The sequence below is a fragment of the Acidipila rosea genome, assembly GCF_004339725.1.
GTDB lineage: Bacteria > Acidobacteriota > Terriglobia > Terriglobales > Acidobacteriaceae > Acidipila > Acidipila rosea.
Genome location: NZ_SMGK01000006.1, coordinates 151,140 through 168,925 on the forward strand (window position 1 = coordinate 151,140; position 17,786 = coordinate 168,925).

General features: G+C 56.1%; 16 protein-coding genes. 5 read left to right on the top strand and 11 right to left on the bottom strand.

Going from position 1 to position 17,786, the window contains the following annotated elements:
• The first annotated feature begins 16 nt into the window (after positions 1-16).
• Positions 17-1,522, top strand: coding sequence for a TolC family protein (locus tag C7378_RS15770; protein ID WP_165876847.1), 1,506 nt, complete (start codon positions 17-19; stop codon positions 1,520-1,522).
• 92 nt (positions 1,523-1,614) lie between these two features.
• On the opposite strand, the gene C7378_RS15775 is transcribed toward C7378_RS15770, so the two are convergent.
• Positions 1,615-2,832, bottom strand: coding sequence for a glycine C-acetyltransferase (locus C7378_RS15775; protein WP_131998881.1), 1,218 nt, complete (start codon positions 2,830-2,832; stop codon positions 1,615-1,617).
• A gap of 173 nt (positions 2,833-3,005) precedes the next feature.
• Here C7378_RS15775 and C7378_RS15780 point away from each other — a divergent pair, with 173 nt between their 5' ends.
• Positions 3,006-3,794 (top strand): hypothetical protein, encoded by a 789-nt coding sequence (locus tag C7378_RS15780; RefSeq protein ID WP_131998883.1) that lies wholly within the window; start codon positions 3,006-3,008, stop codon positions 3,792-3,794.
• A gap of 3 nt (positions 3,795-3,797) precedes the next feature.
• Here C7378_RS15780 and C7378_RS15785 read toward each other — a convergent pair whose 3' ends face one another.
• From C7378_RS15785 to rfbD, 9 genes are all read right to left on the bottom strand, one after another.
• A complete protein-coding gene (locus C7378_RS15785) occupies positions 3,798-4,703 on the bottom strand; it encodes a glycosyltransferase family 2 protein (RefSeq protein ID WP_131998885.1) in 906 nt (301 codons plus the stop codon).
• Positions 4,703-5,929 (bottom strand): O-antigen ligase family protein, encoded by a 1,227-nt coding sequence (locus C7378_RS15790; RefSeq protein WP_131998887.1) that lies wholly within the window; start codon positions 5,927-5,929, stop codon positions 4,703-4,705. The genes C7378_RS15785 and C7378_RS15790 overlap by 1 nt, the downstream gene beginning before the upstream one ends.
• 26 nt (positions 5,930-5,955) lie before the next feature.
• Entirely contained in the window at positions 5,956-6,783 is an 828-nt protein-coding gene (locus tag C7378_RS15795; protein ID WP_131998889.1) for a glycosyltransferase family 2 protein, read from the bottom strand.
• Between the two features lie 60 nt (positions 6,784-6,843).
• Positions 6,844-7,812 carry a glycosyltransferase family 2 protein gene (locus C7378_RS15800; RefSeq protein WP_131998891.1) on the bottom strand — a complete coding sequence of 323 codons (969 nt, stop codon included), beginning with the start codon at positions 7,810-7,812 and terminating at the stop codon, positions 6,844-6,846.
• A 238-nt stretch (positions 7,813-8,050) separates the two neighbouring features.
• On the bottom strand, positions 8,051-9,382 hold the full coding sequence (locus C7378_RS15805) for a flippase (RefSeq protein ID WP_131998893.1): 1,332 nt from the start codon (positions 9,380-9,382) through the stop codon (positions 8,051-8,053).
• A 36-nt stretch (positions 9,383-9,418) separates the two neighbouring features.
• On the bottom strand, positions 9,419-10,141 hold the full coding sequence (locus tag C7378_RS15810) for a hypothetical protein (RefSeq protein WP_131998895.1): 723 nt from the start codon (positions 10,139-10,141) through the stop codon (positions 9,419-9,421).
• 341 nt (positions 10,142-10,482) lie between these two features.
• Complete coding sequence (gene rfbA / locus C7378_RS15815) at positions 10,483-11,358, bottom strand: glucose-1-phosphate thymidylyltransferase RfbA (protein ID WP_131998897.1); 876 nt, start codon at positions 11,356-11,358, stop codon at positions 10,483-10,485.
• Positions 11,346-12,428 (bottom strand): dTDP-glucose 4,6-dehydratase, encoded by a 1,083-nt coding sequence (rfbB, locus tag C7378_RS15820; RefSeq protein ID WP_131998899.1) that lies wholly within the window; start codon positions 12,426-12,428, stop codon positions 11,346-11,348. The genes rfbA and rfbB overlap by 13 nt, the downstream gene beginning before the upstream one ends.
• Before the next feature lie 27 nt (positions 12,429-12,455).
• Positions 12,456-13,349, bottom strand: a complete 894-nt coding sequence (rfbD, locus tag C7378_RS15825) for a dTDP-4-dehydrorhamnose reductase (RefSeq protein WP_131998901.1) — start codon at positions 13,347-13,349, stop codon at positions 12,456-12,458.
• 96 nt (positions 13,350-13,445) lie between these two features.
• On the opposite strand from rfbD, the gene gatC reads away from it, so the two are divergent.
• The 3 genes from gatC (at position 13,446) to rpoD (ending at position 17,176) form a co-directional block, all read left to right on the top strand.
• Positions 13,446-13,748, top strand: coding sequence for an Asp-tRNA(Asn)/Glu-tRNA(Gln) amidotransferase subunit GatC (gene gatC / locus C7378_RS15830; RefSeq protein ID WP_131998903.1), 303 nt, complete (start codon positions 13,446-13,448; stop codon positions 13,746-13,748).
• An 81-nt stretch (positions 13,749-13,829) separates the two neighbouring features.
• Positions 13,830-15,278, top strand: a complete 1,449-nt coding sequence (gene gatA, locus C7378_RS15835; protein ID WP_131998905.1) for an Asp-tRNA(Asn)/Glu-tRNA(Gln) amidotransferase subunit GatA — start codon at positions 13,830-13,832, stop codon at positions 15,276-15,278.
• Between the two features lie 212 nt (positions 15,279-15,490).
• Complete coding sequence (gene rpoD / locus C7378_RS15840; protein ID WP_131998907.1) at positions 15,491-17,176, top strand: RNA polymerase sigma factor RpoD; 1,686 nt, start codon at positions 15,491-15,493, stop codon at positions 17,174-17,176.
• A gap of 47 nt (positions 17,177-17,223) precedes the next feature.
• Here rpoD and C7378_RS15845 read toward each other — a convergent pair whose 3' ends face one another.
• Positions 17,224-17,772 carry a hypothetical protein gene (locus tag C7378_RS15845; RefSeq protein WP_131998909.1) on the bottom strand — a complete coding sequence of 183 codons (549 nt, stop codon included), beginning with the start codon at positions 17,770-17,772 and terminating at the stop codon, positions 17,224-17,226.
• Positions 17,773-17,786: the final 14 nt, after the last annotated feature.

Here is a 17,786-nt window from a genome sequence, read left to right on the forward strand (position 1 = left end):
TAAAGCATTGACAGATATGAAGAAATCATCGCGCTTCAGACATCTCGCAGTCGGATTCTGCCTGGCGGCCTGCGGGATTTTGCAGGCAGGTGCGCAGAGCAATCCGGATAATTCGGCCGCGAACGCCTATTCAGGAAGCGTGCAGACTTTATCGCCCACCGCGGAAGTGATGCCTCTTTCTCTGGACGAGGCTATCCGCCTGGGCATCCAGAATAATCTCGCCCTGACGCTCGCTCGCCAGAATCAGAAGCAGGCTGAGGCACAGAAGCTGCAGACCTTGAACCTGTTTCTGCCCGAAGTCAGCCTTCAGGGCCAGCTTGCCTTTCACCAGTTGAACCTTGCGGCGCAGGGTTTCCGGCCTGGGTTGTTGCCGGAGTTTGCAGGGCTGCTGCCTGCGGGCGGATCGATCAATTTTCCCTTTGTCGTGAAGGTTACGACCCAGCAGGGCCAGATCAACCTCGACCAGACGCTCTTTAACTGGGCTGGCTTCGATCTCTATCGTGCGCTGCGGTCGAACACGAGGGCTGCCTACTACGATGCGGAATCGTCGCGGGGGCTTGTGGTGCTGAATGTCGGGAATTCGTATCTGCAGGCGCTGGCCGACCAGGCGCAGCTGGACTACGCCCGCTCGCTGTTGAGGACGGATGATCAGCTGCTCTATCAGGCGGTGGAGAAGCACCGGGCCGGAGTGGTTCCGAATGTGGATGAGCTGCGCGCACGGGTGCAGGATCAGCAGCAGCAGCAGGTGGTGATTGCGGATGAGGCAAGGCTACAGAAGGATATTATTTCGCTCAGCAGGCAGATCGGAGTTCCTCCGGGGCAGCGGGTGAAGCTGACGGAAACTGCTCCTTACGCGGATATTGCCGCGGTAAGCCTGGATGAGGCGCGGGCGCAAGCGTACGCCAATCGGCAGGATTACCAGTCGCTCAAGCAGAAGATGGAGGTTGCGCGCCTGGAGCATAGCGCCGCCGTGCATGAGCGGCTGCCGACTCTCAAATTCGGTGGCAACTACGGCGTGACAGGCGTTTCCGGGGGGATTTATCACGGAACGTTTGCGGCGATGGGAACGCTGGAGATCCCGCTGTTTCAGGAAGCGAAGTTCCGGGGTGACAGGGATGTGGCCGAGGCCCAGCTGGACTCGCTGCGTGCGCAGTTTGCGGATCTCAGGTTGAAGATTGAGCAGCAACTGCGGGACAGCCTGCTCGACCTGAAGACCGATGCGGAGATGGTTCGTGTGGCGAGAAGCAATGTCGAGCTTTCCACGGTGGCGCTCGAGCAGGCGACGGAACGCTTCCGCGCCGGGATAGACGATAATCTGCCAGTAACCCAGGCGCAATCGACGCTGGCCCGGGCGCAGGCTCAGTACGTCTCTGACGTTTACAGGTTCAATCAGACGAAGCTAGGGTTTGCTCGCAGCCTCGGCATTATCGATACGCAGTACAAGACGTATCTGCAGGGTGGCCATCCCCCAGCGATCAAGAATGACCGGGCTGCGGAGAGCGCTTCGGCGGCTCGGCCCTAAGGGCGCCTCTACGCATTCGGGCTCATTCATGAGGCAGCTGGCCAGCGCGGATCATCTGGCCAGCTGCTTCGATTGGGAAGAGCCATTCCCCCTCAGCCCAGAATCCCCATTTTGCGGGCGATCCGCTCCAGAGTTTCGAGAGCCTGATCCAACTGTTCCCGCGTATGCTCGCTGGTCATGATGGTGCGAATGCGTGCTTTGCCCTCGGGGACGGTGGGGAAGGCGATTCCGGTAGCCATGACACCGGCGTCAAACAGGGCGCGGGAAAACTCCATGGTCCTCTTGCCATCGCCGACGAGGATGGGAGTGATGGGCGTTTCACTGGCGGGCGTAGTAAGACCCCCGATATCGAAGCCCATGCCGCCAAGTTCAGCCTTGAAATAGCGCGTATTGTCCCAGAGGCGCTCGATGCGCTCCGGTTCCGACTCAAGTAAGTCAAAGGCCGCGATGCAGGTGGCTGTGACTGAGGGGGGATGCGAGGTCGAGAAAAGAAAGGGACGAGCGCGGTGGTAGAGAAAATCAATGAGATCTCTCGACCCGCAGACATAGCCGCCGAGGGCGCCGATGGCTTTAGAGAGTGTGCCGACCTGGATATCGACCCGGCCATGGCAGCCGAAGTGATCGACACTGCCGCGCCCATTGCGCCCCAGAACGCCTGAAGCGTGAGCGTCATCCACCATCATGATTGCGCCGTATTTTTCGGCCAGGTCGCAGAGTTGATCGACCGGCCCGATATCGCCGTCCATGGAGAAGACGCCGTCGGTAATGATGAGCTTTCTGCCCGGCTCACTGGCGATTTCCTTGAGGATCTCCTCGGCGTGAGAGACATCCTTGTGGCGGAACACCTTGATTTTGGCGCGGGAAAGCCGTGCACCGTCAATGATGGAGGCGTGGTTCAACTCATCGGAGATGATGAAGTCTTCTTTGCCGAGGATCGAGGATACTGTGCCGGCGTTCGCCGTGAATCCGCTCTGGAAGACAACGCAGGCCTCGACATTCTTGAAGCGCGCAATCTTTTCTTCGAGCTCCATGTGTATCTTCATGGTTCCGGCGATGGTGCGCACCGCGCCTGAACCCACGCCGTACATCTTGATCGCCTCGATCGCGGCTTCGCGCAGCTTGGGGTGTGCGGTCAGCCCCAGGTAATTGTTCGAGGCGAGGTTGATGACGCGCTTGCCGTCATAGGTGCAGACCGGCGCCTGTACGTCATCCAGCACACGAAGGCGAAAATAGGTGCCCTTCTGCTTCAGCTCATCGAGCTGTGCAGTCAGGTGCTGAAGTTGCGGACGTTCAGAAAGAGTGCCCGGCATGGAGTTACTCCTAGCGATTGAAATTTGTTCCGCGGATGTTGACGAACGATATGGGGGTTCGGCTTCGCGTAACCTGTTATGGTAGCGCGCGGCGGCTGTTTCTATACAGCGTGTGCGCTTTCCATTCTGAGAAAGAAAGCAGAAGAATGAAGCGAACGTTTACGAAATCCCGTATGAAGTCTCAGAGTCTCCTGGTGGTGGTCGCAGTCCTGCTTGTGGCGGGCTGCAGCCGGACTGCGAAAAACGGCAACAGCGACGGAGCAAAGGTTTATTCCAATCCCCAGCAGGGAGCTCAACAGCCGAATGCTTCCAACAACGGCCCGGCAGCGTCGACGACAGGGCAGCCCTCCGCGGCATCCGACAGTGGCCTGGCTTCTGCGGCTAACGGTCAGGCGATAGCAGGGCCCTCGGTTCCGACGGCGAATGCATCGGCACAGTCGAAGCCAGCCGCCGCGCCTCTCTCGGTTCCAGCCGGAACGGTGTTGAGCGTGCGACTGAACCAGGGCATCAATGTGAAGACGGCGTCTACGGGTGAGAGCTTCACTGGAACTATCGTCAATCCGATCAGCGCCAATGGAGAAATGCTGATCCCTGCCGGCTCTACGGCCGAGGGGATTGTGCTGCGGGCTCATCGCCGGGGCCGGTTCAAGGGAGCTTCCATTCTGCAGTTGAGGCTTACGGGACTCGAAGTCAACAATCGTCATTACCAGATCGACACGCGTAGCTTGACCCGTACCAAGAAGGGCAAAGGTCGGCGGACAGCTGCGTTTATCGGCGGCGGATCGGGGCTGGGTATGCTGATCGGTGGCGTAGCCACGGGTGGAGTGGGCTTGCTGGTCGGTGGCCTGGCTGGTGCGGGCGCAGGTACGGCAGGCGCAGCTTTTACCGGGAATCGCGACATCAACCTGCCAGCTGAATCCGTTGTCAGCTTCAGGCTGTCTCAAGCCCTGCTTCTACGATGATGATTATTTCCAGAAACCGCGATGCATGCTGAGACGCCGTTTAGCGCCGAGAGGGAGGCGCGCTTCGCGCCGTCCAATCTGGTAGCCAGCCAGCTTGGCAACTGTTCGCAGAAGTGCCGAGGGAATGAGCCAGAAATGGGCAGGCCAGAGGGAAGCAATCTCTGAGAAGACGAAGCGCTTGCCCTCACCGCCGGTGGTGCCGAACTCCTTCAAGAGCCAAGGCTCGCGGGCGTGCAGAACTCCAATGTCGAAGTAGCGGCGAAAATCCTGCGCGGCCGTGTAGCTGTGGGAATGGTATACGGCTGCGTCGGAAACATAGGCAATTTTCCAGCCTGTGAGCAGCATGCGCGCTGCAGTGACGGTATCTTCGCCGAATATGGTGTCCACGGGGAAACCGCCGGTCGTCATGAGCGCGGAACGCCGGTAAGCGGCAAAGGAGTTGGAGATGAAGATGGCCTTAAAGCCGAGTTCGCTCCGGCTTGCGAGCGTGCGCACCTGGGAATGGGCTGGATAGTTGAATAGCCGCGCATGCGCCTCGATGGGCCCTGCCCCGGGCCGTGGCAACTGCCGCCCATACGCTGCAGCCACGGAGGGGTCATCAAACGAGGCGATTAATTTATGGATCGCATCGGGAGAGGTGAGGATGGCGTCCTGAGTGAGATAGACAAGGATCTCGGCCTCGGGAAGCAGCTCCGCAGCGAGCTGGCGGGTGCGCCCATGGCTGAAATCCTCCCGGGCAATGGTGTGAACTCGAAAGCCTGCCGCCCGCGCGAGGTCAGCGGTTCCATCGGTGGAAGAAGAGTCGATGACGAGTACATCCTGCGGGCGCGCGCAAGCCAACAATGCTGGCGCGAAGCGCGGCCAGTCCGGAGCGGCGTTGAGGGTGGGGACGATGATGGAGGCAGTCATTACGAGATTAGACCAAATTCGTGAGCCGCTTCTGTGTTGAAGGGCAGTCGCAGAAGCGATCTAAATCTGTGGCCTGAATGCCGCTGGCGAACGACTGGAGAATTAGTGTGCAGTCTGCAGTTAATCAATAGAATGGCAAAACCAAATCCGCTACCTAAAGAAGTGATATAGGGATTCGTGAATCCAGCTATAAACCAAAGCATGAAAATGCAAGAGGAATAAAACATATTTCTGCGCCCATCAATCTGGCTAAAAATAATCAATCCGAGCAAAGCTACAAAGAGGGAAATGCCAATGGCTCCCATTTGCATCGTCATTGCATACCACTGCACTTCATAGAAAAAGGGGAATGAATCACTTCTTTTATAGTTGGGAACGTGTGACCCGATTCCTGTCCCGAAGAATGGATTAGACAGAATTACTCGATCCATTTGCGCTATCTGCTCGGTACGCGTTTCATCGGAGGCGCTTGAACCTTCTCCTGCAAACCGTGTCAGAAGACTCGCCGAGAATATTAAGACCAGAATTGTCGTAACAACGATTCCTGTCCGCGAAACAAAATCTGATCGTTTTATCCAAAAAGCTCGGAGAAATATGCAGATGAGATAGGCTGCGAAGAGAAATCTGGAAAAACTCAAGAGGACGACCCCTGAGATGCCAATCAGAAACAGGATGTCTTTCCACCTTCGGCGTCCCCCTAAGTAGCAAGGGAGCAGGAAGAGAATGATGATGTCCGAGGGAAACTGCAAGCGTAGCAGCCCTAAACCAATACTGTCGGTAACAGTCTCAAATCCTATCGTTTTTTCTGCTGTCTCTAAAGTAAAAAAACCGGTAAGCACGCCGATAAGAATTAATATCTTCAGCAGCATTGCGCCGGTTGTAATGACGAGTAACAGCGAATCCAGTTGGTCTCTTGACAATGCTGACTTCTGAGCTGCGAAGGCACCTATGGCCAAGACCAGGAAGAACAGCAGTATGCGCGAGCCGTGATCCAGTACTTGATTGAGTTCAAAGCCTTTGAGGATTGAAATGCCGCTCCACACCGTTATCATCGCGCAAACCGCGAGAAACCATATGGTGGAACTGATACGCATTCTGCCTTTGATTACGATGTAGAGCCATACAGAAAAAATAGCCATTGCCTTAAGAGGAGCGAATCCCGGCACTGCAACGCAGAATACCGTCAGCCAGAAGAAGCAATGATAGATTTTGAGCGAAACTCGCATTCTTCTACTGGGGGCTCCTCGTAGCGTTAAATTCCTAACAGTTGAACGATCGGATATTTAAATAGAGCGTACAGCAGATAAGGGGAGCGGTGTTTCTTGAACAACCGGAGCTCATTGCGGGAAGACATCACGCGTGCTGCTTTCGACACGTTATGCCGGCCTTTCCATCCGCGGCAGTGGTAAGCCCATAGATCAGGATGAAAAAGTATCTTCCATCCTGAGGCTTTAAGCCGCCAAGACAAATCGATGTCCTCTTTGTACATGAAAAATGTGGGATCAAAGAGCTCTCCCGATGTACAGACTTCACGGAGTGCTTTATTTCGACAGAGCATGAGTGCGCCACAGAGGGCATTGGCTGGTTCAGGTAAGTGATAGCGGGCAAGGTTTGCGACAGGGGAACGTTGATCCCTGTCATGAAGTCTCCCGTACCATCTCTGATCGATTCCGGTGGAGTCAATCAATCCCGTAGGCTGATCTTTATCGATATCGTAGCCGAGGAGAACACCCGAGATTGCGCCCACGTCGAGATTTGCTGATCGATCCATGAAATCGAGAGCGTTTGCGAGAAAGTCGGGAGGCAGAAATGCATCGGGGTTGAGGAGCAGGATGTAGTCGAGCGTCTGACATTCGCGCCAGCCCAGATTGTTCGCCGCACAGAAGCCGATATTTTTCCGTAATAGCAGGGAGTAGTTGGGCCGATGGCTTAATGCACGCAGGTATCCTGGGTCAGTTGAACCGGAGTCAACGATAACGACCGCATCCGGGGGTAAGGTCTGGCTGTCGATTCCGCCAATGCATCTGCCAAGAAACTTGCTGCTATTGTGGGTGACTACAATTATCCCGATTGAACTCATCTAGAGCCTGCTCTTATCGACGGCATTCATTGAAGCGATCCTGGTATAGCCGGTGGTCATCTATGAGCTGACCTTTGCCGCGGATTGAGGTAGCCAGTTTTTGCTGATAGATGCGCCCTCTTTCCAGCTGCTGAGCTTGAGTTTAAAGAGGGCCACATCATCTTTGCGGAGTAGTAGTCTTAGCAAGAAATATGCTTTGTAAGTGAGACCGATAGCAAAGAGGGCGCCTCGCCCAAGATACTTACCCATGAAAAAGGCCCGATTTCGCGTCCCATACCTCACGAAAAAAGTTGAACCTTTACGTGTAAGACTGCTTACTTTGTGCCAGAGTTTGGCATCGGGCAAGCAAACAAGTGAAACACCATGCTTCCATGCACGAAGAGTAAAATCTGTATCGTCGTTATAGACAAAGTAGCGGTCATCCATAAGCCCGACAATATCGAAAACAGTTTTATGGATTAAGATGCAGCAGGCTGGCGCATGCTGTACACGCCTTACCGAGTTGAACTGACCTGTATCCTTTTGATCTAGTCCGTAATGCAGGCAGCGATAACCCAGCCACGGCTGAAAGTATCCTCCCGCTGCCCAAAATACATCGGGACGATCGTGATAATACATGAGTGGCGATACCATATCGCACCGCTGCTCGATTAGTCCCTGTAACAGCCTCGTGATAAGTTCAGGCCCAAAAGTGACATCATTATTGAGTAGCAACACATAGTCGCAACCGGCTTCGAGGGCTAACTGTATGCCCTGGTTATTTCCAGTTGCGATTCCTACGTTATCGATGTTGGAGATTACAATGTCGCTGGGAATTTGACGCGCACGCAGTTTTTGTAACGTATCGTCAGTAGAGGCGTTATCTATCGCAATCAGTATGAAGTTGCGGTATGTCTGATGGTCCAGCGATCGCAAAAAATCATCCAAGACCTCGGAGCTGTTATAGGTTACGGTAACGATGCCTATTTTAGGGAAGGCGGAATCACTGTTCGAAGATGAAGTGATTGCGGGAGTGTGAGATGTATTCATGAATAGGCGGAATGATTTGTTTCCGAAGTTCAGGGTATATCTGTGCTGGCCGGTACGGCAACATACCTCAAAGTCCTAGAACCGCCCATCGCTGGGGAATACAAGCACTACCGTGGCGCGATTATTGATGCCAGAGCAGGGGCAGGCCGTTCCCGTCACTCGCTTTCATGTCATGATCTTCAATGATCGCTGAGATTAGCTGTTTTTTCCAGCTACAGGGCGTAGGCACTCCGTCGGATTAGAGAGGTTGAGGGGCATGCCGCGGGGCTGAATGTCTGCCGAAGATGGAGGCATCCATACCCCAGCGCCAGCGCACATAGATAGTCAGTCCTATATTCATCGATGCCATGCTGATGCCGGTTGCGAATGCTGCTCCGTAGATGCCCCACCGCGGAATCAATAGAAAATTCAAAAGAACATTTGCCAGTGCCTCGCCAGTAAGCGCCTGCAGTAATAAGTGCTGCTTTCCTGTCATGCTCATATAAGCCCCTAACGAGCCGGTGCTCGCATGCGCCAGCCGACAGATAGCCAGAATGGAAAGAACGGCCGAAGCTGTCACGTAGCTCTTTCCATAAAGAATGGAGATGAGGGGCGCGCCGAATGCAACGAAAAATGCAGCTCCGGCGAATGCAACCCCAAAGCCGGCACGGGATGTGCGGGTAACCAGTCGGGCGAGTGCAGTATTATCGCCACTTGCAGAGAGGGCAGCCATTCGCGGCTGCATGGCCGTGACGATTGCGCCCAGAACGAGGATGAGCATCTGGGCTCCACGGGTGCCTACTGTGTAGACGGCTGCGCTCCGCTCGCCTTTGAAATAGCCGATGAGGAGGGTGTCAACCTGCGTGTTGATCAAGAACATGATTCCGTTGCCGAGGAATGGAAAGGCTTCCAGCAGCCACTGCCTTGGCTGCATCACCGGTGCTTCCAGTCTGGCTGCATCTGGTATGGCCGCGCGCAATTGATTAAGCAGGTAGAACAGGGCCATCAAGCCTACTATGCATTGCACGATGAGGATCCGCTTCGTGGTGATCAACAGAGTATTTCTGGCGATGATCGCGAAGAGGAGTACGCAGGAAGGGACGATGATCGTTCGAGGAATCTGGCTTCTAGCAATAATGTGCATTCCTTGAAGCGCGCCTTCGATGATCTGATCAAGAGAGGTGCACAGCATAATTCCTACGGACAGGAACAAGGCCGGCATAAAATCCTCAGATTGGCGTATCTTCCCTAAAAAGGGGCCGGAGGCCAGAAGCAGAGCTCCTAAGAATAATGAGCTGAATATCCCGGCGGTAATACTAAACTTTATAATTCCGCGAAAAAGCCCCCACTGCGAGGTTTCTCTCCAGGCAGAAACCTGTCGCAAGACGAGGGTGGGCAGGCCCAGAGTAGCTATCGAACCCGTGAGCCCAGCGGCCGATAAAAGATAGACATAGACCCCGTACTGCGAAATTCCGAGGACGCGGGCAAGAACGATGCTGCTGAGAAGCGAAATAGCTGCAGCCACCAGGCTTACCGATACCAGGCCCGATATCGACCTTCTATTTTTGCTTGCCCATAGCCTGTTCAACATGTATGTATGCTCGCGTAAAGTGCGGCAGAGTCTGCCTTAGCTCAGTGCTGCTCTCAGCTTACGCATGGGTGCGAGAAGGTTAAAGCTCATCCGCCACTCATCGGAGAGGAGGAAGTTCATTATGGCGTTTTGTGTCTCAGTGGGGGAAGCCGTGGAACTTATCAGCGGGGAGAAGTTGCCGCGTATAGCGTGCCTGATCGCTCGAATCGCCAATGCTGTCTTGCCGGTTTTGGACCCGCGAAGGTCATTCAGAAGCCCCGTGGGATCGCTTTCCATGCGAGCAGCCAATCCTCCCGGGACGGGCGCGTGGTTGAGCTTGACGTCGCCACCAGTATTCCAGTTGGTCACGTTCTGCGACGCGTGTTCACGATAGTAGCGCTCTTCTTCGTCAACGTTGGAACTGTCTACATACCAGGGGAGATGGCGAAGCTCGCAGTCCCCGCGCACCCGCATGGCAGGGCCTAGCGTATATGGGGAGTGTGGGCGATAGAGGGCAAAGGTCGTATCGATATCAGCCTGGAATACGCCAGGCAATATTTCCCTCCCATATAAGGAGTTCTCCAGTGCGATTACCTGCTCGCGAAGGTGGTAGTGAGCTGGGAGATCATCGAGATGAAGGGCGGGACCAGCCTTGATGTAAGCAGGGAAGGCGCGGAGGAGTTCGAACAGGGACCATGCCATGTTGAGGGGGCATGGCTCAATGGGCACCACATCCGGGTCTGTATAGATAAACCAGCTCCGGGCGAGGGTCTCTTTCAACTCGGACATCTGCCATAGAGAAGTATGGCCCGCGTTTTTCTTGAGACGTATGACGCGGTGATTTGTCGATTGAAGAAAACTGATCAGCGGCGGGTAGCTGGATGCATTGTCGATTAAGGTTATGTTTCGATGCCCTGCCTGCTCCAGCCAGGCAAGCAGACGAAGAAGGCATCCCAGGCGATCTCGTACGTTAATAAAGACAGGAACGTTTGCGATAAAGTCTCTCTCCTGCATGGGCGAGGATGAGGACAACTCTAATGGCGTCATTATTCGATCTCGAAATAGGTGCGCGGTACGCTATCGATGCTCCGGCCTAATGTCTGGGATATAAAAGCCCTGATTCAAAATACCCTATCGAGCAGGATACTGCGCAGGTATTCGCCGTAGCCGCTTTTGGCGATTTTGTGGGCGAGGACTTCGACCTGGCCGTCGTCGATGTAGCCGAGCCTGTAGGCGATTTCTTCAGGACAGCATACCTTCAGCCCCTGGCGCTTCTCAATGGTTTGAATGAAGAGCGCGGCCTCCAGGAGGGAGTCGTGCGTTCCTGTGTCGAGCCAGGCGATTCCGCGGCCCAGGATCTCTGTGCGAAGCTGCTCGCGTTCGAGGTACCAACGGTTTACGTCTGTGATTTCCAGTTCTCCGCGTGCAGATGGCTTGATCGACTTCGCAACGTCGGAGGCTTGTCCATCGTAAAAATACAATCCTGTAACGGCGTAGCGAGACTTCGGCTGCTTTGGCTTTTCTTCAATGGAAAGCGCCTTGCCCTGGGCGTCAAACTCCACTACTCCATAGCGTTCGGGGTCGTGAACCGGATAGGCGAATACGACGGCGCCATCGCGCAGGCTGGCGGCATTGCGAACAGACTTTACGAAATCGTGCCCGTAGAAAATGTTGTCGCCAAGGACCAGCGCTCCCGGCTCATGGTTTAAAAAATGCTCGCCGATCGTAAGTGCCTGCGCGAGCCCTTTCGGCTCAGGTTGTGCGGCGTAGCTGATATTCAGACCCCATTGCTGCCCGGAGCCCAGCAACTGTTCGAAACGTGGGAGATCGACGGGCGTCGAGATGACGAGGAAGTCGCGTATCCCTGCCATCATTAAAGCGCAGAGCGGATAGTAGATCAGGGGCTTATCGTAGACCGGCAGCAGTTGCTTGGAGACGCAATGTGTACTTGGATAGAGCCGTGTGCCGGAACCGCCGGCCAATATTATTCCGCGCATACTGCTCCTCGTGTAGCGTAGTTCGTCTCTAACCACTTGAGATAGTCGCCGCTCGTTACTCCCCGGACCCATTCGCGATTCGCGAGATACCACTCGACGGTCTTTCTCAATCCCTGTTCGACGCTGACGCTGGGCTGCCATCCGAGCTCGCGCTTGATCTTTTCAGCGTTGATTGCGTAGCGCCGATCGTGTCCGGCCCGGTCCTGGACAAACGAAATGAGACGGGCATGGGGAGCGCCCTGTGGCGAGAGCTCGTCGAGCAAGGCACAGATGGTGCGAACAATGGTCAGATTCGCACGCTCATTGGAGCCGCCAACGTTGTAGGTTTCTCCCGGTGCACCCTTTTCGAGCACGAGACGCAGTGCGGCACAGTGATCGTTCACATACAGCCAGTCGCGCACCTGCTGGCCATCGCCGTAGACCGGCAGCGGCTTGCCTGCGAGAGCCGACTCGATCATCAGCGGAATCAGCTTCTCAGGGAACTGGTAAGGCCCGTAATTGTTGGAGCAGTTGGTGATGATCGCGGGCACCTTGTAGGTGTGGACGTAGGCGCGAACGAGATGGTCGGAGGCCGCCTTCGATGCGGCGTAAGGGCTGTTCGGGGCGTAGGCTGTGTCTTCACGGAAAGCCGGATCCTCGGGACGCAAAGTGCCGTAGACCTCGTCAGTGGAAACATGCAGAAAGCGGAAGCGGGCGTGCTCGGCTGCGCTCATCGTCTTAAGGTAGGAGCGCGTGGCCTCGAGCAGAGTAAAGGTTCCGTTAATGTTGGTTTGAATGAAGTCTTCCGGACCAACGATCGAGCGATCCACATGGCTCTCGGCAGCGAAGTGCAGAATCGCGCGCGGCTGCTTGTCATAAAGGAGGCGCGTGACCTGCTCGCGGTCGCAGATGTCTCCGTGGACGAAGCTGTATCCGGGCTTACTTTGAAGAGGCGCAAGCGTCAGAGGATTGGCGGCGTAGGTGAGCTTGTCGAGATTGATAAGCGGAGTTTGGGTTGTCCCAAACCAATCAAGGACAAAATTGGAACCGATGAAGCCGCATCCGCCTGTTACCAGAATGGTCTCATTCATAACTTGCGTGAACCTCTTGAAGTTTAATCATCGTGCCACCGTCGCACCAATCTGGTGCATGACCTCTTCGAGGCTGCTCTGCCACTGTGGCAGGTTGAAGCCGAAGACGTCATGCAGTTTCTGATTGCTCAATCTTGAGTTCATCGGCCGCTGAGCCGGAGTGGGATAGCTTGCGCTGGGGATAGGCTTCACCTGTTGCGTCTTCACCGGTGCGCTCTTCCCGGCCAGCTTCACGATCTCTGTCGCGAAGCCACACCATGAGACATGGCCTGCGGCGGTTGCGTGATAGATCCCGGATGGAAAATCAGCCGGGCTCACGCCGGCGCATTGTTCGATGAGCCGGACGGTTGCGCGGGCAAGATCAGGGGTCGAGGTTGGCGCTCCGACCTGGTCGTCAACGATAGAGAGCTCCTCGCGCTCGGCCGCCAGGCGCAGGATGCTGCGGACGAAGTTGGCTCCATGCGCGCTGTAAACCCAGCTGGTTCGCAGGATCAGGGAGCGTCCCCCGGCTGCCATCACGGCGTGCTCTCCAGCCAGCTTGGTTGCGCCGTAGACGTTGAGGGGGTTTGTGGCATCGCTTTCGAGATACTCGCCGGCTTTTTCCCCGTCGAAAACATAATCTGTCGAGTAGTGCAGGAAGAGGGCGTTCATCTTTGCCGCTTCCTCTGCAAAGATGCCCGGCGCAACGCCGTTGATCGCCATGGCGCGTTCGCGGTCAGTTTCTGCGCCATTGACGTTGGTATAGGCAGCGGGGTTGACGATTACATCAGGCTGCAACTGCTGGACGGATGCCCGAATTTCATCGGCATTGCCAAGATCACACCCGTCCCGGCCGAGTGCTACGACCTTCCCCAGCCTGCTGAGCATGGGGCATAGCTCCCTGCCGAGCTGCCCGTTGACCCCTGTGACCAATATCCTCATGTTTTCGTTACCTTAGGCTATCAAAGTTATGACCGTCCAGTATGCCGCATCTTCTATTTGACAGCGGATATACTCATCAGAAGTGGAGCTTGGCGGATGACGCAAACAGTGACGACGGAAGATGTGCAGCGGGTGGCGGAGTTGGCCAGTCTGGAGCTGACCAGTGAAGAAGAGACACGGATGGTGCGTGACCTGAATGCCATCCTTGGCTATGTCCAGCATATGAACGAGCTGAATACGGCGAACATCGAGCCGATGGCGCAGGTGGGCGAATTGGCCGGCCATGAGGCCTTGCGACCGGATGATGTCGCCACGTCGCTCCGGCGGGATGCAGTCATGGCAGGAGCCCCTGAGACGGACGGGGTGTTTTTCAAGGTGCCGAAGGTGATCGAGCGATAGTAACCGGACCGGCTCAACCTTGGCCTGGATGTACAGGGCCCGAATGACAGGCTTGCAAACGGGAAATGGAATATTGAACAAATGACGGTAGATACGGCAAAAAGCACCTACGCTACGATTGGCGAAGTCCGCCAGGCAATCGAATCCGGCCGGGCTACGGCTTCTGGAATTGCAGAGGCTGCACTGGCGCGGATTGATGCAGAGGATGGTGTCATTCATTCTTTTCTGTCGGTAAGCAGGGAACGGGCCATGGCCAGCGCGGAAAAGATTGACGCCGCGGCAAGGTCTGGAAACGATTTGCCGCCTCTTGCCGGTGTTCCCGTGGGTATCAAGGACGTGCTCACCATTGAGGGGCTGCCCGCAACCGCCGGGTCGAAGATCCTCGAAGGCTATCTGCCGCCCTATACGGCGACTTCGGTGCGGAAGCTGGAGGAGGCTGGCGCGGTAGTTCTGGGCAAGCTCAACTGCGATGAGTTCGCGATGGGCTCGTCGAATGAAAACTCCGCCTATGGGCCGGTGAAGAATCCGCGGGCGCTCGATCGCGTGCCGGGAGGCTCCAGTGGCGGTTCGGCGGCTGCCGTAGCTGCCGGCATGTCGGTCGCTACGCTGGGTACCGATACGGGTGGCTCGATCAGGCAGCCTGCTTCATTCTGCGGGGTGGTCGGGATGCTGCCAACCTATGGCCGCGTCTCCCGGTACGGGTTGATTGCCTTTGCCTCCTCCCTGGATCGGGTGGGCCCTTTTACGAATACCGTCCGCGACGCAGCGACCGTGCTGGGTGTGATTGCCGGGCATGATCCTCTCGACGCTACCTCTTCTCCTCTTCCCGTTCCCGATTACACTGCGGACCTGGATCGGGGAGTCAATGGGATGAAGATCGGAGTGCCGGCGGAGTATTTTGCGGAGGGACTCGATCAGGAGGTCAGGGCTGCTGTAGAAGCGGTGATTGACCGACTCAAGACGCATGGCGCCGAGATTCGGCCTATCTCTCTGCCGCACACCCGGTATGCGGTACCAACCTATTACGTGCTGGCGACGGCTGAGGCCAGTGCCAACCTGGCGCGCTTTGATGGCGTTCGCTACGGTCATCGCTCGGCTGAGGCGAATACCTTGTCCGCCATGTACCGCCGCTCGCGGGAAGAAGGCTTTGGCGCGGAGGTCAAGCGCCGCATCATGCTCGGAACTTACGTACTAAGCGCCGGCTACTACGATGCCTACTATAAGAAGGCCCAGCAGGTGCGCCGCCTGCTGACGAATGACTTTATTGCGGCATTTGCCGATGTGGATGCCATTGTGACCCCCACTGCCCCCACGCCTGCTTTCAAACTGGGGGAGAAAACCGACGATCCGCTGGCCATGTACCTGGCTGATATTTATACCGTAACTGCCAATCTTGCAGGCATTTGCGGCATCTCTATTCCCTGTGGCCAGTCGTCGGAGGGCCTGCCCATTGGAGTTCAGATCCTTGGCCGGCACTTTGACGAGGCGACGGTCTTCCAGGTTGGCCACGCGATTGAGAAAGCGGATTGAAACGAATTCATTTTATTTACATCTAATAACTAGGATGGATTCCTTACGGGATTCAGGACGTCGCATATGATATCCTGAGATTCTTTGGTGGACGTGCGCCCTTCGCCCAGCGATACATTTAGATTTTCGCTCCGGGAATGCCTGAATGGCCTTGACCGCACTGTGTCCTACCCAAGCCATAAAAATCCGAATCATCCGCGGGAGTAACGCGCTTGGCGATAGAAGACAAGTACGAAGAAGATATACAGAAACTGATTGATGCGGGCAAGGAAAAAGGCTACCTGACCTACGGTGAGGTCAATGACCTGATTCCTGGCGAGCTCCAGTCTCCCGATGATCTTGATGACCTGATGACAACCATCGGGACACAGGGCATCGACATACTGGAAGGCGGACCCAAGCTCGGCGGCGACCAGTTTGATGAGGGTGAAGAGGGCGAAGATGTCGAGCTGGATTTGACGCCCGGAACACTCGAAAAAACCAATGACCCCGTCCGCATGTACCTGCGCGAGATGGGCACCGTTCCGCTGCTCACTCGCGAAGGCGAGGTCGAGATCGCGAAGCGCATCGAGCGCGGCCAGCTTCGCGTGATGAAGGCGATTTCTCGTTCGCCGATCGTGATCCGCGAGATCCTGGCCCTGGGCGAAGACCTCAAGCGCGGTGTGCGCAATGTGAAGGAAGTCGTGATCTTCGATGAAGAAGAGATCACGGAAGAGATCCTGCAGGCGCGCATCCGGCAGACGACCGCCAAGATCGACACGCTCGGCAAGCACCAGAAGAAAGCCCTGGCTCTTGAAGAGAAGCTGGCCGAGATCAACCCCAAGAGCAAGGCCAAGGAGCATCGCAAGACGCGCTGGGCCATCGGGCGCGAGAAGGTTCTGGTCAACCGCGTTGTCCGGGAGCTGAAGTACACGAATCAGGAGCGCAAGCGCCTGCTCGACAAGGTCAACAAGACTGTCGATGCCATGCGTACGCTGGAGCGGCAGATCAGGACGCTCGATCACAAGTTCGAGCAGTCGAAGAGCGAAGAACTCCGGAAGGAATACCGCCGGCAGCAGAAGAACTGCAAGACGGATCTTGAGAAGCTCGAAGTTGAAGCCGGACTCTCGATCGCCGATCTCAAGCGCACGCAGCGGGAGATTATCCAGGGCGACATGGACGCCGAGCAGGCCAAGCGTGAGCTGATTGAAGCTAACCTGCGCCTCGTGGTCTCCATTGCGAAGAAATACACCAATCGCGGACTGCAGTTCCTCGACCTGATTCAGGAAGGCAATATCGGCCTGATGAAGGCGGTCGATAAGTTCGAGTACCGTCGCGGTTACAAGTTCTCGACCTACGCGACGTGGTGGATACGACAGGCTATTACCCGCGCCATTGCCGACCAGGCGAGGACGATCCGCATCCCTGTCCACATGATCGAAACGATCAACAAGTTGATCCGCACCTCGCGGCAGCTTGTGCAGGAACTGGGACGCGAACCTACTTCCGAAGAGATTGCCCGTCGCATGGATATTCCTGTAGCGAAGGTCCGGAAGGTCCTCAAGATCGCGCAGGAGCCGATTTCGCTCGAGACGCCGATTGGCGAAGAAGAAGACTCGCACCTTGGCGACTTTATTGAAGACCGCCAGGCTGTGTCTCCTTCTGAGGCCGTCATCAGCGTGAATCTTAAGGAGTACACCTCGCAGGTCCTGCGAACGCTCACTCCGCGAGAGGAACGCGTCATCAAGATGCGCTTCGGGCTCGAAGACGGCTCCGAACACACGCTGGAAGAGGTTGGTCAGAGCTTCCAGGTAACGCGCGAGCGTATCCGCCAGATCGAGGCGAAGGCCCTCCGCAAGCTGCGGCATCCGTCGCGGTCCCGGAAGCTCAAGGCCTTCGTCGATAACGTCAGCGAATAAAGACTTAGAAAACAACCGGCCCGTCGCTTCTCTGCGGCGGGCCTTTTTTATTCCGGAACCTGCCAGCCTGCCAGAGTCTGGGCAAGGGTAGCCTTGTCCGTCGCATCACCCGAGAGCTGCTCCTTAAGCTGAGGAAACGCCTGGATGACCTGGGGAGTCCGGGCCCATACGGGTACATCTTCGAGGACGTACTTGTAGGTGACCTGTGTTTCGGGGAACCCATCCTTTTTGACGGGAGGGGTGGAGCTGTCAATGCCGGTTATGTGCCGATGCCCATAGCAGAAGCGGGCTGTGGCACGCTGACCCGCGGGGGTGAGCGAATAGCGATTGACGTGAATCGTCAGATCTTCCTGGCGAGTCAACAGGCCGGATTTCATCAGAGCTTCCATCTGCTGCGCCTCTTTCCGGGAGGCCGCAGTGGAGCCAACCTCGTAGGGAAAATGAAGCATAGTAGGGAAGAGACACTCATTCCGTTCGGTAAAGTGTGCGTTCAGCGCTGCCTGAAAGTTGGCGGGCGTCGGCTTTGTCTTTGAGTTGCAGCCAAGTGCAGCAACCAGCAGCAGTCCAGCGGCAAGTACCGGTTTCGTTCCTGGCATGATTCCCTTTCGCG

Excerpts from the sequence above, each read along its gene's own strand:
- C7378_RS15770 (WP_165876847.1), top strand. The coding sequence starts at position 17 with ATGAAGAAATCATCGCGCTTCAGACATCTCGCAGTCGGATTCTGCCTG.
- C7378_RS15775 (WP_131998881.1), bottom strand. The coding sequence starts at position 2,832 with ATGCCGGGCACTCTTTCTGAACGTCCGCAACTTCAGCACCTGACTGCA.
- C7378_RS15780 (WP_131998883.1), top strand. The coding sequence starts at position 3,006 with ATGAAGTCTCAGAGTCTCCTGGTGGTGGTCGCAGTCCTGCTTGTGGCG.
- C7378_RS15785 (WP_131998885.1), bottom strand. The coding sequence starts at position 4,703 with ATGACTGCCTCCATCATCGTCCCCACCCTCAACGCCGCTCCGGACTGG.
- C7378_RS15790 (WP_131998887.1), bottom strand. The coding sequence starts at position 5,929 with ATGCGAGTTTCGCTCAAAATCTATCATTGCTTCTTCTGGCTGACGGTA.
- C7378_RS15795 (WP_131998889.1), bottom strand. The coding sequence starts at position 6,783 with ATGAGTTCAATCGGGATAATTGTAGTCACCCACAATAGCAGCAAGTTT.
- C7378_RS15800 (WP_131998891.1), bottom strand. The coding sequence starts at position 7,812 with ATGAATACATCTCACACTCCCGCAATCACTTCATCTTCGAACAGTGAT.
- C7378_RS15805 (WP_131998893.1), bottom strand. The coding sequence starts at position 9,382 with ATGTTGAACAGGCTATGGGCAAGCAAAAATAGAAGGTCGATATCGGGC.
- rfbA (WP_131998897.1), bottom strand. The coding sequence starts at position 11,358 with ATGCGCGGAATAATATTGGCCGGCGGTTCCGGCACACGGCTCTATCCA.
- rfbB (WP_131998899.1), bottom strand. The coding sequence starts at position 12,428 with ATGAATGAGACCATTCTGGTAACAGGCGGATGCGGCTTCATCGGTTCC.
- rfbD (WP_131998901.1), bottom strand. The coding sequence starts at position 13,349 with ATGAGGATATTGGTCACAGGGGTCAACGGGCAGCTCGGCAGGGAGCTA.
- gatC (WP_131998903.1), top strand. The coding sequence starts at position 13,446 with ATGACGCAAACAGTGACGACGGAAGATGTGCAGCGGGTGGCGGAGTTG.
- gatA (WP_131998905.1), top strand. The coding sequence starts at position 13,830 with ATGACGGTAGATACGGCAAAAAGCACCTACGCTACGATTGGCGAAGTC.
- C7378_RS15845 (WP_131998909.1), bottom strand. The coding sequence starts at position 17,772 with ATGCCAGGAACGAAACCGGTACTTGCCGCTGGACTGCTGCTGGTTGCT.